The sequence below is a fragment of the Paenibacillus sp. JT31N7 genome (assembly GCF_059692095.1).
This window is the reverse complement of the sequence record NZ_JCAUAT010000003.1, coordinates 162,676-175,727: the sequence shown is the minus strand read 5'-3', so window position 1 is coordinate 175,727 and position 13,052 is coordinate 162,676. Positions and strand designations below refer to the sequence as shown.

Sequence of the window (13,052 nt, the reverse complement as noted above, 5' to 3'; positions counted from 1 at the left end):
GCCCTGTCTCCAGCCGTCTTTTCGCCTATGTATAGTCTCTCCCGCTTCCGCCAAAATGTTGAACCTGAAAAAGCCCCTGTCCGTTTCGGACAAGGGCGGTTTTATGGAATAGCAAGAACGTGCGTGAAGCCAGTCTGCGGGTACGTGAAAATACCGCCGGCCCTAGCTGGGACCGGATACGAGGTTCTCCGGCAGGTATGCCAAAGAAACGTGCTGCTACCCAACATTCGAATCTCGCTTGCAAAAGGGACGTCATCGGAAATGACGGCAGTGGAAAGACGCACAAGCTAAGGCCGCAATGGCCCATCGTCCGTTCTCGCCGCTGCGTATGAACTTCAGAGCACAAATAAGCCGGCCGGAACATGGCCGTGTATGTACTTAAAGAAGCCCTTGCTGCGCGAATGCAGGTAAAGCTGCGTATGCAGACTGAATCGTTTCGTTCTCCTTCTCCCATCCAGACTTTAACTGTCGGTCTCGGACTCTCACCAAGTCAGCCGGATTGTCCTGCGTTCGAACGCTTAAAAGAACAGACAAACCGGGTCACGGACTGAGCTGCAGACCGGATAACCGGTACTGCGGCAACACCGCCGGTAGGGACTTTCACCCCGCCCCGAAGGATTGATTCAATCTTATTCGATTGTTGACTGAATAGTACCATTGTCATTTCCAAAATGCAAGTGTCAAGTTGACTAGTCCGGTCGGAAAACGGTATAAGAAGGGCCGAATCGGGGAAAGGCTGGATAGGTCATTCATTTGCCGAAACGAGCGCGGAACGGGTCTCGATCAAGGAGTGCTGTCTATGTACCGTACGAAAACGGAGATTGCTGCGGAGGGACGGATCGGCTTATAGCCATCCGGATATCCGAGCAAATGCCCGGAAAATAATAGCGAACATCCGATACGAAAGGGATGCCGAATAAAATGAAAAGGAACACAGACTTTTTTCGGAAGGGCCAGAAGGCCGTCAAAAGCACTGCGGCTGCCGATCCCGCAAACCCATGCCGCTGCGACTCTGCCGCGATCCCTGTTATTGTGTCCGGCCGTGTACTCCATGAGGAATTGGCAGCCTGCGGATGGGATAAAGCGCGGCTCTGGGACGGGCTCGATAAAGCCGGCGTAGATTCCCTGCTGGGTGTCGCGTACGCGGAAATTTGCCGCGATTCCTTAATCCTGAAAAGCCCCTGACCAGCCGCTTTCTTACAGCGGTTGTCCAGGGGCTTTTGGGTGCATTCATTAAACTTCGACTATTTCAACTTTCTCCATCGTGTCGCGGCCTTTGAAGGCATCCACATATTCCATGCCTTTGGTTACTTTGCCGAAAACCGTGTGCTGGCCGTCGAGATGAGGCTGCGGCTGGTAGCAGATGTAGAACTGGCTGCCACCCGTGTTGCGGCCGGCGTGTGCCATTGCAAGCGTTCCGCGCTCATGCTTGTTCGGATTGATTTCGCAGTCGATCGTATATCCCGGACCGCCTGTGCCGGCGCCTTCAGGGCAGCCGCCTTGGGCTACGAAGCCCGGAATAACGCGGTGGAAATTGAGTCCGTTGTAGAAACCGGAATTAGCCAGTTTCTCGAAGTTTGCCACTGTGTTGGGGGCATCCTTTTCAAAGAGGTCGATCAGCACTTCGCCGCCGCCTGCCATCGTGATTTTCGCTTGTTTTGCCATGTGGGACACTCTCCTTTTATGTATCGGTTCCTGCTTAGATAGCGGGTAACATGATTGTGAAAAGCAATCTCTCTCATTGTACTCGATATTAGATGGATGTACAAATAAACAAGCCGGAGGCAGCCCTCCGGCTTGTGGGCCGTTTCCGGGAAATCATACCCAAACTCTGAAAATCAGCGGACCGGCTGAATATGTTTCATCCGTTCCGGCACGACATCGTTGCGGACCAGATCTTCGTACGTTTCCCGTTTGACCGCCACGTCGGCCATTCCGTCTTTCACGAAAACGACGGCGGGTCTGCGGATTCGGTTGTAGTTGCTGGCCATGGAGTAATTGTACGCTCCCGTACTGGCAACGGCCAGTATATCTCCCGACTGCACGAGTGGAAGCTCCACGTCCCAGATCAGCATATCGCCGCTTTCGCAGCACTTGCCCGCGATGGAGACCGTCTCCCGAGACGGTTCCGAAGCCCGGTTCGCCAGCATCGCTTCGTACTGGGACTGATACAAGGCCGGACGGGGATTATCCGTCATGCCACCGTCTACGGAAACATATTTGCGGACACCCGGAATATCTTTGTTCGTTCCTACGGTATACAAAGTCGTACCGGCATCACCGACGATACTCCGGCCCGGTTCGATCCAAATCTCCGGCATCGGATAAGAAACGGCCTCAAAGCGGGTTTTGACCGCTTCCGCGATCGCTTCGACATAGGTCGACATCGGCAGAGGCGTGTCACCTTCCACATAGCGGATTCCAAAGCCGCCACCGAGATTGATGACCGAGAAAACCACGTGTAGCTCATCCCGTACCTGCGAGGCAAACTGAGCCACCTTCTCGGCTGCCACCCGGAAACCTTCGACCTCGAAAATTTGCGATCCGATGTGGGAATGAACACCGAGCAGGAGCAGGTGATTCGCCGCGGCGGATTCTTTGACCGCTTCGAAAGCGGCCCCGTTCCCGAGGTCGAATCCGAACTTCGAATCGATTTGGCCGGTCGAAATATATTCGTGCGTATGGGCTTCGACGCCCGGTGTTATTCTCAGCAGTATCGGTACGCGCATGCCTTTCGAGCCCGCAATCGCATCGAGCATGCGCAGCTCCGTGAAGTTGTCGACAACGAAACAACCGATTCCGGCGTCTAGCGCCATTTCAATCTCGGCCGGCGTTTTGTTGTTGCCGTGGAAGTGAATGCGCTCGGGAGGAAAACCCGCCTGAAGCGCCGTAAACAGCTCTCCGTCAGATACAACGTCCAAGGATAGTCCTTCCTCGGCTACGATGCGGCACATCGCCATGACACAGAATGCTTTGCTTGCGTAAGCAACCTGAAATTTTAACCCGGACGCTTGAAAAGCATCGACAAACTCGCGGCAGCGTCTGCGAACGAGCGCCTCATCCACAACATATAACGGTGTTCCATAACGGGCGGCCAGTTCCGTGGTATCCACACCGCCGACTTCCAAATGGCCTTGAGCGTTAACTCGGCTTGTTCCATGAAGATGCATCGTCCGTTTCCCCTCTTCGTTATCCGTATCCATGACTGCTTCCGTTTTGTTTCTCCATTACATTATTAACTAAAGTAACACAATGTCACTTAGCTGACAATACAACTTTCACGGAAGCGGGCATGCCGGACCGGACGCGCCGTCATTCGGGCGCAGGCTGGCGGGTTCCGTCTTTCGAACGCGTGATGCTGAGCCTTGTTTTGTGCTCCAGAACCGGCAGGCGCAGCACGATGTTCAGCAGTCCCATCGCGTTGAACGGAAGGAAGGGCCACATGTAAGGAGCCGTATGCGAGCGCTGGAGAGACAGGAACATCAGCCACAACGTGGATGCGATGACGAAACCCGGAACTTTGAAGAGCGCCACCGAAAACAGCAGGATAAGCCGGACAATCCGGTTGGCGAGACTCAGCTCGTAGCTTGGGGTGGCGAACATGCCGATCGTCGCGATTGAAATGTAGAAAATAATTTCATTCGTGAACAGCCCCGTTTTAACGGCAATGTCTCCGATTAGAATGGCCGCAACCAGCCCCATGGCAACGGATAAAGGCGTCGGCGTATGAACGGATGCCATACGCATCAGATCGACCCCGAGTTCGGCCAGAAGAAACTGGACCAGAACGGGGATTTTACCCGGATTTTGCGGTCCTATGAATTCCAGTCCGGTCGGTTTGAGACCGGGCTCCAGTACCATCAGGAACCATAAGGGCAGAAGAAACAGGGAAGCCAGTATACCCAGAAAACGGACCCAGCGCAAATAGGAGCCGATGATGGGAAGCTGACGGTATTCCTCCGCGTGCTGGAGATGATGAAAGAACGTCGACGGCATGATCATGACGCTGGGCGAAGTATCGGACATCAAGATAACGTGCCCTTCCAGCAGATGAGCGGACGCCACATCGGGTCTCTCCGTGTAGCGGACCAGCGGATACGGGTTCCAGCCTTTCGCCACGATCGCTTCCTCCAGCTGCTTCTCGGCCAGTGGAATGCCGTCAAGGTCCACGTTTTTGACTTTATCGCGTATGGCCTCGACCAGCTCGGGATTCGCAATATCGTCGATATAGCCGATGCAGATATCCGTGCTCGTCCGCTTTCCCACCTGCATGATTTCGACCCGCAGCTTCGGATCGCGCACCCTTCTTCTGACGAGCGCCACGTTCGTCATCAGCGTCTCCACGAATCCGTCCCTTGAACCGCGCACGACTCTTTCGAGGTCTGGCTCTTCCGTGGAGCGGACCGGGAAGTTTTTGGCGTCCACGGCGAGTGCCGTGCCTTCGCCCTCGATAAAGATGCCGGTCGCCCCGGTCATAACCTGGCCGATGACTTCTTTCATCGTCTGGTACGGCGACACCTGGATATGCGGAATGAGATACTCTTTCAGACTCTCGGCCGGGTTATCCTCCATCGTGGCATGATCCGCGTAACTTAACCGGTCGAGAATCATCGTTAAGACCTGATCCTTAGCCAGTCCGTTTACATAATAGAAGCCTACGCGGATCGAACCGAATACCATTTCGCGCAGCACCAAGTCGAACGAGGTTCCGAGACCCGAACGTTCTTCCAGCATATCCTTGACTTCCCGCATCGATAGCGGGATCGGGTCATCTACCGGCTTGGAAGCATCGCCGTTAGACGCCTCGTTGCCCTTTTTGCCTTGCTTGTCCCCTCTGCCGCTCCCCCGCTTCTGCTGTCCGGTGTTTGAGTTCTCCAGCTTGTCGCCTGCCGCGCCGCGTTTGTTTTCCGCGTTCTCCGGCTGACTTCCGCTCTCATGCTGCCCGTCTTGATTTGCAGCCGAGCGCTTCCGGGAGAAAGAAGCTTGAATGGGACCCTTGTTCCCATCCTGCAACAGCTTCTTGATCCCGAAAGCTTCTTCTTCCGGCTTATCCCCTGAAAGATGCCGCTCCTTGCTTCCGGTGTCACCGCCCGAGGATTCTTCCGGGGATCGCGGTCCGGCCCGGAAGCCCTTTCTTGCTTCAGACACTTTACCGGATCGGGCAGCACCGTCCGATTGGTCGTCGCGGGTTCCGGCTCGCAATCCGGCGGCGGAGCCGCTGTCCCCTGATCCACGCCTGGATTCGTCCAGCTTTCCGGCTCCTTGCGCCGATTCGAGCCTTTCCAGTCCGGGCGCTTTTTTTTCCGGAATTTCTTCCGTAGTCTTACCCCGGCTTTGCAACTGATCCTCGCGGCCGGTATTTCCGGCGTCTTCATTCAGCTCCGTCCCCGATGGAGCATTCTCCTCCTCCGCCTCCGGAGCGGCAAAAACATTGCCCGCTTCATCGATCTGGAGGGCGTGAGCCTTCGATCTGTCACCGGCGGCGGCATCGTGACCGGAATCTTCGCCCGGCCCCCCGTGCCGGCGGTCTTTATCTTTTACCATCTTACCGATCAACTTCTTCATGCATACTCCTCCTCAGCCTCAATAAATAAACCATTCGAACAAGGAGCCCAGAACCTTGCCCGCGATCATGGCCGTGAGCAGCCATACCATATAAGACGTCACGCCCACCCGTTTGGCGAGAACCGGCAGGACATTGATGATTTCCGTCAGGGCTGCGGACAGCATGCCTATAAACGCTCCCGCAAACAGCCCGAAAACACCGGTCCACCAGACAGGAGCGGACAGCTTCCAGTTAAAGAAGTCCATAACGGTAAAAACCAGCGAACCGGTAATGACCGCGATCTCGCAGCTGCGGATGCGGTTTTGAGCCCGGCTTACCTGCAGCAGTCTCGGTATGATATCCAGCACAAGCAGGAAAGCCACCATTCCGCTGCCGACCGCGATGCCCCCGGCAAGTCCGGTCACGACCGCAGCAGACCAGCCCAGCAGTGTAATCATGAGGATGATTTCTCCCTGTTCTCGCGGTTTAAAGACTGGTATTCCTCGGCTATCGTATAGCGGTCGATATTTTCCTGATAAGTGAACATCTCGACTTCGAGCGGGCTCGGCTCTTCATTGAATTTTTTCTTAAAGAAGTGATTAAAAAAAACCGCCATACCGATTCCGATTCCAAGCGAATACGGAATTTGCAGAAACAGCGGGTGCTCGGTCTTTTTGCCGGTTACAAGCTCGTACACCCGCTGATGCACCTCCAGCATGCTGACGTCCGCATGAAAATTCATAATCGTAAGGCCCGATCCGATAAAAAGAAGCACCCAAACCGCGGCGAGAAACAAAAAGTTGGGTTTACGGGAGCCGGAATCGATCTCCACCAGCGTATGCGGTTCGCCGAAATGTTCAATCTGCAGCTTAGGGTGCATGTGCTTGACAGCCGCCACGATGCTGAGCATATCGATCAGAATACGGTTGCCGTCCTTGAGTTTCGGTTTGACCAGTACAAGGTCCCGTAGCGTGCTTTCATATTCGGGTTCGACGATCATCTGGGCGACCTTCCCCAGGGTGACCGGTTCCCGTGCCGGTACCCGTATTCTGCGGCGCAAACGGATATAGAGACAGGCGTCTGTGGTTTGATTCAAACCCTCATCCCCCCCAAAAACATCCTTTTGACAGTAGTATGCGGCGCATTCGGCAGAATCATCCAAGGAACGGCTCCCAAACTTTGCACGCAGGTGCAAACCGCACTTAATTCCCATCATGTATAAAAAATTCCCGCCGAGGAACATTAGGAATGAACAAGCTTTTCCAACTTCCAAACAGGTGGTGAACACCCATGTCTCGAATTGCTCTTACCCTGATTATCGTAGGCGCGCTGAACTGGCTTCTCGTAGGAATCTTCGAGTGGGATCTGGTATCCGCGATTTTCGGCGGTGAAGTGCACCGCGAATCTTCCGCTTTCAGCCGCATCATTTATACGCTGGTCGGATTGGCGGGCATCTACAGCCTTTCGTTCTTCTTCCGGGACGATGCGGCCGTACGTTAACCAAGATTTCCCCCGGCCCTGCTCCAGAGGGAAAGACCGGGACGGGTCCACGAAACGTTTCAGCTCCCGGCGAGCGGACGGATCGTGGATTTTTTTGCTTCCGCTCCGGGAAAAAGAAAAAACCAGAACGCTATTGAGCGATCTGGTCTTTTATGGATTGCAATATTTTTTTCTCCAGCCTGGATACCTGGACCTGGGAAATGCCGAGCCTGCTGGCGACCTCCGACTGGGTCTGATCCCGGAAATACCGGAGATATACGATCAGCCGCTCCCGTTCGTTAAGAGCGCCGATGGCTTCGTTAAGAGCCAGCTTCTCGAACCATTTATCTTGGGTTTCGTCGGCGATCTGGTCCATCAGCGTGATGGGATCCCCGTCGTTCTCAAAAACCGTTTCATGGATCGAGGAGAGCGGCTTGCTTGCCTCCTGGGCGAAGACGACTTCCTCCGGCGTAATCCCCAGCGCTTCCGCGACCTCCTTGATCGTCGGAAGGCGGTTCATGCCCTTGGAGAGCTCGTCCTTGGTCTTGCGGATTTTACTGGCCAGTTCTTTAAGCGATCGGCTGACTTTCAGCGTCCCGTCATCACGGAGAAACCGCTGGATCTCCCCGATAATCATCGGAACCGCATAAGTCGAAAACTTCACATCGTAGGACAAGTCGAACTTATCCACCGATTTGAGCAGTCCGATGCAGCCGATTTGAAACAAATCCTCGGCTTCGTAGCCGCGGTTCAGAAAACGCTGAACGACGGACCAGACGAGCCGGATGTTGGAGTTAACCAGCCGTTCCCGGGCGAGCGAATCGCCCGATTGGCTGAGTGCGATCAAACGCTTGACTTCACTGTCATCCAGGAAACTGTGCGAGGAACCTTTCAAATCGACATCCATCGTATCAAACCCCTAGTTTACCAAAGCTTTTTTGGATTCAATTCTCTTCTTCATCCGGATGCGGGTGCCGACACCGACTTCGGTAACCACGTCGACCTCATCCATAAAGTTTTCCATAATGGTAAATCCCATTCCGGACCTTTCCAGCTCCGGTTTGGATGTATACAGCGGCTGTTTGGCTTCTTCCAGATCTTCGATACCCGCTCCGTTGTCTTCCACCGTAATATAGACCTCTTCGTCCACAATTTCCGTCACGATCGTTACGACTCCGTCGGGTTTGTTGTCATAGCCGTGGATAATGCAGTTCGTTACCGCCTCGGAAATGACGGTCTTGATATCCGTCAACTCGTTCATGGTCGGATCGAGCTGGGAAATGAACGAAGCGACGGCGACACGCGCGAAAGCTTCATTCTCGGACTTGCTGGCGAATTGAAGCTTCATGAAATTCGATTCGCTCATAACGCGACCTCCAGACTGGAGATCGCGGATCTCTCGTTGTCTTCAATGGACACGATCTTGAACATGCCCGACAATTCGAACAAGCGGTAAACTTCCGGAGAGATGTCGCAAACCACCATACGGCCGCCCTTGCCCGTAATCTGCTTGTAGCGCCCGAGAATGACACCCAGACCCGAGCTGTCCATGAAGGAAAGATCCTTCAGGCTCAAAATGAGGTGCTTGGTATCCTGCCGGAAAATGGCATCTTCCATGCGGGTTTTGACCACATCGGCCGTATGGTGATCCAGTTCCCCTTTCAGACGAACGACCAGCGCTTTACTTCTGTGCTCAAATTCGATTTGCAAACTCATGTGCCATGTCACTCCTTCCCACATGACTCACAAGTTCTACAATCCCTTTGGCATTTCCTGCCTGCTGACAAAACTAGAAGAAAAGCGCCAAAAGCTCTTCGGAAGCGGGAAAATGCGACTTTATTCTCCGCCGAACAGGCTGCGCGCCGATCTCTTCATCAGTGTCCACCAGCCGGCTTTTTTGACATCGGCGGGAGACTCGATCGGGTACTCCGTCAGCACTTCGTTGTTCTTGTACACCACGATTTTGCCGATAGGCTGTCCCTTGGCGACCGGCGGCTTCAGATCATGATTAAGCTGCAGCTCGTGGCGGATTCCGTCTTTGCCTTCGCCCTTTTTCATCAGAATGCTATAGGAACGAGTTGCGGTCAGAGGTACCGAAGCGACATCGCCCTTGCTGATCTTAAGCTCCCCCAGGGCGTCTCCGGCTTTGAAGATCGGGAAATTGCTGTACTGGGCAAACGCGTAGTCGAACAATTTCGTCACTTCGGCATTGCGGGTTTTCGTGTTCGGTTCGCCGAGCACGACGGCAATCACGCGAAAACCGTCGCGTACGGCGGTTGCGGACAAGCAGAACTTCGCTTCGCTCGTATACCCGGTTTTCAAGCCGTCGGCTCCCGAGTAGAAACGGACGAGCTTGTTTGTATTGACGAGCCAGAACGGTTTGGCGGAATCTTTCCGCAGATGGTCCTGGTAGTTGCCGGTAAACTTCGTAATGCCGGTATGTTTGAGAAGTTCCCGCGACATAATCGCGATATCATGCGCCGAGGTATAATGGTTTTCCGCCGGCAGCCCGTTGCAATTGGAGAAATGGGTGTTGTTCATCCCGAGCTGCTTGGCACGCTCATTCATCATCGCGACGAAATTTTCCTCGGAGCCCGCCAGCTTCTCGGCCATCGCTACGGACGCATCGTTCCCCGAAGCCATCGCGATACCCTTGAGCATTTCTTCAACGCTCATCTCCTCGCCGGGCTCCAGGAAGATTTGCGAGCCGCCCATCGAAGCCGCATATTCACTGGTGCTTACCTTGTCCGTCATTTTAATTTTTCCGCTGTCTACGGCTTCCATGATGAGAAGCATCGTCATGATTTTCGTGATACTGGCCGGCGGAAGCTTGGTATCCATGTTTTTGTTCACAATAATTTCGCCCGAGTCCGCGTCCATAAGAACAGCCGATTGCGCATTAGGAGCGAGATCAACCTGCTGAGGTTTCTCTTCTTTGGCCCATGCGGCCGGTCCGGCTGCGCTCAGCAGCAGGCTCAGCGCCAGAACCGCGCAGCTCATTTTCTTCCACATCGTCTTCTACCCCTCCTGCTCAACAATTAGACATACGATTCACAAACTGGGTGGCTAGTATGCAAACCGGGAATTTCATTAAGCAGTCTTGACGGAACCGGGCAAAAATATTCCAGGGATTCCCTGATCGGGACAAAAAGACTTCAACAAAAAGAGCGGGCTTCTCAGCCGCGCTCTATCCTTAAGAAGTTTTTCAGTTTTCGCTCAACCATACATTCAGCAGAGAGATCAGCTGATTTAAATCTACGGGCTTGGAGATGTAGTCCGATGCACCGGCTTCGATACATTTATCCCGGTCGTTCTTCATGGCCTTAGCCGTGACGGCGATAAGCGGAAGCTCCGCCCACTCTTCGCGCTGCCGGATGCGGGTCATCGCCTCATAGCCGTCCATCCCCGGCATCATGATGTCCATCAGCACGACGTCGATAGCCGGCGTACGTTCCATAAGCGCCAGACATTCGATCCCGTCGCCGGCCGTCAGCACCTGCATCCCTCTGCTTTCCAGCGCTACGCTGAGCGCCGTAACGTTGCGGGGATCGTCGTCCACGATAAGCACGGTTTTCCCGGCGATAATCGTTGCGTTCCGGCCGGAAGCTTCGCGTTTGGGCTTGGCGGGCGCCGGCAGGGCAGCCGCCTCCGCTTCCAGTGCGGACGCCGCTTCCAGACTGGCCGTATCCGCCCGATCCAGGCAGCAGATATACAGCGTGAAGGTGCTTCCCGCTCCTTCTTCGCTCGCCAGATGGATGCAGCCGTTCAACAGGCCGGCCAGATCCCGGGAAATGGATAGTCCCAACCCCGTGCCTCCATACTGCCGGCTTGTCGCTCCGTCCGCCTGTCTGAAAGCCTCGAAGACGTGCTCCTGCTTGTCCTTCGGGATGCCGATCCCCGTATCCCGGACGGATATCGCCAGTGCCGTCGTCCAGTCGAGACCGGGCATCAGGTCATTCTCTTCGTCCTCTTTCGCCCGCCGGAGCGTGAGGGTTACTTCACCGTATTGCGTAAACTTGACCGCATTCGACAGCAAATTCTTGACGATCTGCTCCAGCCGCTGGCCGTCGGTCTGGATGATCTCCGGCAGTCCGGGCTCCATCATACGTTTGAACGCAACGTCTTTGTCCTCCAGCATTTTGCCGAAAAGATGCTCCATCTTATCGGGCAGCTCCGTCAGATTGAACGGCTCATAATTGACTTCCAGCTTACCCGCTTCCACTTTGGAAAGGTCGAGAACATCGTTAATGAGGCCGAGCAAATCGTTGCCCGCCTTATGAATCATCTCCGCGTATTCGAGTTCCTCTTCACTCAGCGTGTTGTTCTGATTTTCGGCGAGGAACTGCGACAGCAGCAGCATGCTGTTCAGCGGAGTCCGCAGCTCGTGGGACATATTTGCCAGAAATTCCGATTTGTATTGGGAAGCCAGCTGCACCTGCTCCGCCTTGGCTTGAAGCTCCAGCGACGCCTGCTCGAGCTCCAGCGTTTTTTGTTCCGATACCCGGTACTGGGCTTCGAGTTCCTCGTTGGTGACCTGCATTTCCTCCGTCTGGGTGCGCAGCTCTTCGGACTGGACTTGAAGCTCCTCCGCCATGACTCTGGATTCCTGGAGGAGACGCTCCACTTCCATGCGGCTTCCCACACTGTTGAGCATGATGCCGAACGAAGTGAGAAGCTCTCTCAACACTTGGCGCTGAGAAGCCGTAAACGGTTCGAAGGAGGCAAATTCCACCACGGCCGCAACCGAACCTTTGAAAGCAGCCGGGGCAATCAGAATATGCCGCGGTGCCGCTTCTCCGAGGCCGGAGCGGACCGTCACATAGTTTTCGGGCAGGTGGTCGACGGCCAGGACCCGGTTTTCCTCCGCGCACTGTCCGATAAGTCCTTCGCCCAGTTTAAACATGCGGGAGCGCTCCCCGTCTCCGCCGTCGGACGCGTACGCCGCCATCCGGTGAAGGCCGTACTGACCTTCTACGGTTTGAAGCACATAGACCACGCCGTACGGGGCACGGAACAGTTCCGCCGCTTTGCGGACGAACATTTCGGATAGAGCCGCCGTGTCCGTAAAGCCCTGCAAGGCAGTCGTCAGCTCCGCCACCTGTGTTTTCTCCTCGGTTTCACGCTGCACGTTGTCGAGCAGACGGTTCGTGGCGTCCCCGAGGTCGCGAATTTCATCGCGCGATTTGACCTCGATCCGTTCGGATAGATCCCCGTCCGACGAAGCCAGGTGGTTGATGGCGCGAATTACCTTGTGGATCGTTCGCTGGATCGACCGGGAGATGAGAACCGCTGCCGCGATGGCTACGGCCGCCACGCCAAACATCATCAGGTACAGGGCGCTCCGCATATCTTGGTTCCGTTCGTCCAGGTTAGCTACCCGGTCCACCGTCAATTTCGTTTCCGTGCTGCGGAACGTGTCGATCATCACACGAATCCGGTCCATATATTTTTTACCGGGATCTTCTTGAAAATACTGCTGGATTTGCGGGGCATTCCCGGCTTTTTTCCAGGCAATGACCGGCTGTCCCGCTTCCCCGATCCATTTCTCGATTACGGACCGCAGCTCCTCCAGACGTTTTTGCTGGGAAGGATTGTCGGCAACAAGGCCGTGAAGCGTATCGTAATCCGCCAACCAGTTCGCCTGCGCTTTCTCGTATGGTTCCAGGTAGCGGTCGTCCCCGGTAATGACATACCCCCGCTGGCCGGTTTCCATGTCGAGAAGCTGCTTTTCTATCTCTGACGTCAGATCATGCACCTGAATATCGTGCTCGGTAACAAAATCAATTTCGTTCTGCAAGGATACGATCCGTCCGTTTACGGCAAATATCGAGGCCCCCAGGCAGACCAGGATAAGCAGGTAGCCGGACATAATCTTCCACCGGATACTAAAACGCCGTGCTTGCGCCACTCTTACTCCCCCTAGCTAGTTATCCATCTCTTTAACGAACAAAAGGGCACGGCTGAAAAAGGCCGTATACCCCGAAAGGCATACGACTTCGTATAGGCCTGACTAACATGACCTTTCGCA

Annotated in this window: 12 protein-coding genes and 1 riboswitch; of the genes, 2 read left to right on the top strand and 10 right to left on the bottom strand. The window is 54.8% G+C overall.

Translation table 11 applies throughout. The features are described 5' to 3' along the window. Positions 1 to 438 precede the first annotated feature (438 nt). Positions 439 to 622: riboswitch (FMN riboswitch) on the bottom strand. 299 nt (positions 623 to 921) lie between these two features. Continuing rightward, positions 922 to 1,185, top strand: coding sequence for a hypothetical protein (locus tag AC58P5_RS15305; protein ID WP_497387888.1), 264 nt, complete (start codon positions 922 to 924; stop codon positions 1,183 to 1,185). A 48-nt stretch (positions 1,186 to 1,233) separates the two neighbouring features. On the opposite strand, the gene AC58P5_RS15300 is transcribed toward AC58P5_RS15305, so the two are convergent. The 5 genes from AC58P5_RS15300 to AC58P5_RS15280 form a co-directional block, all read right to left on the bottom strand. After that, complete coding sequence (locus AC58P5_RS15300; RefSeq protein ID WP_497387887.1) at positions 1,234 to 1,665, bottom strand: peptidylprolyl isomerase; 432 nt, start codon at positions 1,663 to 1,665, stop codon at positions 1,234 to 1,236. Between the two features lie 173 nt (positions 1,666 to 1,838). Continuing rightward, complete coding sequence (gene lysA, locus AC58P5_RS15295) at positions 1,839 to 3,170, bottom strand: diaminopimelate decarboxylase (RefSeq protein WP_497389091.1); 1,332 nt, start codon at positions 3,168 to 3,170, stop codon at positions 1,839 to 1,841. Positions 3,171 to 3,312: 142 nt separating this feature from the next. Continuing rightward, entirely contained in the window at positions 3,313 to 5,565 is a 2,253-nt protein-coding gene (locus AC58P5_RS15290; RefSeq protein WP_497387885.1) for a spore germination protein, read from the bottom strand. A gap of 18 nt (positions 5,566 to 5,583) precedes the next feature. Then, a complete protein-coding gene (locus AC58P5_RS15285) occupies positions 5,584 to 6,003 on the bottom strand; it encodes a stage V sporulation protein AB (RefSeq protein WP_497387883.1) in 420 nt (139 codons plus the stop codon). Continuing rightward, positions 6,000 to 6,641, bottom strand: coding sequence for a stage V sporulation protein AA (locus AC58P5_RS15280; protein ID WP_497387881.1), 642 nt, complete (start codon positions 6,639 to 6,641; stop codon positions 6,000 to 6,002). Before AC58P5_RS15280 ends, AC58P5_RS15285 begins: the two co-directional genes overlap by 4 nt. A gap of 194 nt (positions 6,642 to 6,835) precedes the next feature. Between AC58P5_RS15280 and AC58P5_RS15275 the strand changes: the two genes are divergently transcribed. After that, on the top strand, positions 6,836 to 7,045 hold the full coding sequence (locus AC58P5_RS15275) for a DUF378 domain-containing protein (protein ID WP_103995167.1): 210 nt from the start codon (positions 6,836 to 6,838) through the stop codon (positions 7,043 to 7,045). Positions 7,046 to 7,175: 130 nt separating this feature from the next. Here AC58P5_RS15275 and sigF read toward each other — a convergent pair whose 3' ends face one another. From sigF to AC58P5_RS15250, 5 genes are all read right to left on the bottom strand, one after another. Then, on the bottom strand, positions 7,176 to 7,931 hold the full coding sequence (gene sigF, locus AC58P5_RS15270) for an RNA polymerase sporulation sigma factor SigF (RefSeq protein ID WP_497387879.1): 756 nt from the start codon (positions 7,929 to 7,931) through the stop codon (positions 7,176 to 7,178). A 12-nt stretch (positions 7,932 to 7,943) separates the two neighbouring features. Next, on the bottom strand, positions 7,944 to 8,390 hold the full coding sequence (gene spoIIAB, locus AC58P5_RS15265) for an anti-sigma F factor (RefSeq protein ID WP_497387877.1): 447 nt from the start codon (positions 8,388 to 8,390) through the stop codon (positions 7,944 to 7,946). Then, the gene (gene spoIIAA, locus AC58P5_RS15260) at positions 8,387 to 8,740 is read right to left on the bottom strand and encodes an anti-sigma F factor antagonist (protein WP_497387875.1); all 354 of its coding nucleotides are present in this window, start codon (positions 8,738 to 8,740) and stop codon (positions 8,387 to 8,389) included. Before spoIIAA ends, spoIIAB begins: the two co-directional genes overlap by 4 nt. A gap of 120 nt (positions 8,741 to 8,860) precedes the next feature. Then, entirely contained in the window at positions 8,861 to 10,036 is a 1,176-nt protein-coding gene (locus AC58P5_RS15255; protein WP_497387873.1) for a D-alanyl-D-alanine carboxypeptidase family protein, read from the bottom strand. 193 nt (positions 10,037 to 10,229) lie between these two features. Then, positions 10,230 to 12,932: a CHASE3 domain-containing protein gene (locus AC58P5_RS15250; protein ID WP_497387871.1), complete on the bottom strand. Its 2,703-nt coding sequence runs from the start codon at positions 12,930 to 12,932 to the stop codon at positions 10,230 to 10,232. Positions 12,933 to 13,052: the final 120 nt, after the last annotated feature.

Excerpts from the sequence above, each read along its gene's own strand:
- AC58P5_RS15275 (WP_103995167.1), top strand. The coding sequence starts at position 6,836 with ATGTCTCGAATTGCTCTTACCCTGATTATCGTAGGCGCGCTGAACTGG.
- sigF (WP_497387879.1), bottom strand. The coding sequence starts at position 7,931 with ATGGATGTCGATTTGAAAGGTTCCTCGCACAGTTTCCTGGATGACAGT.
- spoIIAB (WP_497387877.1), bottom strand. The coding sequence starts at position 8,390 with ATGAGCGAATCGAATTTCATGAAGCTTCAATTCGCCAGCAAGTCCGAG.
- AC58P5_RS15255 (WP_497387873.1), bottom strand. The coding sequence starts at position 10,036 with ATGTGGAAGAAAATGAGCTGCGCGGTTCTGGCGCTGAGCCTGCTGCTG.
- AC58P5_RS15290 (WP_497387885.1), bottom strand. The coding sequence starts at position 5,565 with ATGAAGAAGTTGATCGGTAAGATGGTAAAAGATAAAGACCGCCGGCAC.
- spoIIAA (WP_497387875.1), bottom strand. The coding sequence starts at position 8,740 with ATGAGTTTGCAAATCGAATTTGAGCACAGAAGTAAAGCGCTGGTCGTT.
- AC58P5_RS15305 (WP_497387888.1), top strand. The coding sequence starts at position 922 with ATGAAAAGGAACACAGACTTTTTTCGGAAGGGCCAGAAGGCCGTCAAA.
- AC58P5_RS15300 (WP_497387887.1), bottom strand. The coding sequence starts at position 1,665 with ATGGCAAAACAAGCGAAAATCACGATGGCAGGCGGCGGCGAAGTGCTG.
- lysA (WP_497389091.1), bottom strand. The coding sequence starts at position 3,170 with ATGCATCTTCATGGAACAAGCCGAGTTAACGCTCAAGGCCATTTGGAA.
- AC58P5_RS15285 (WP_497387883.1), bottom strand. The coding sequence starts at position 6,003 with ATGATTACACTGCTGGGCTGGTCTGCTGCGGTCGTGACCGGACTTGCC.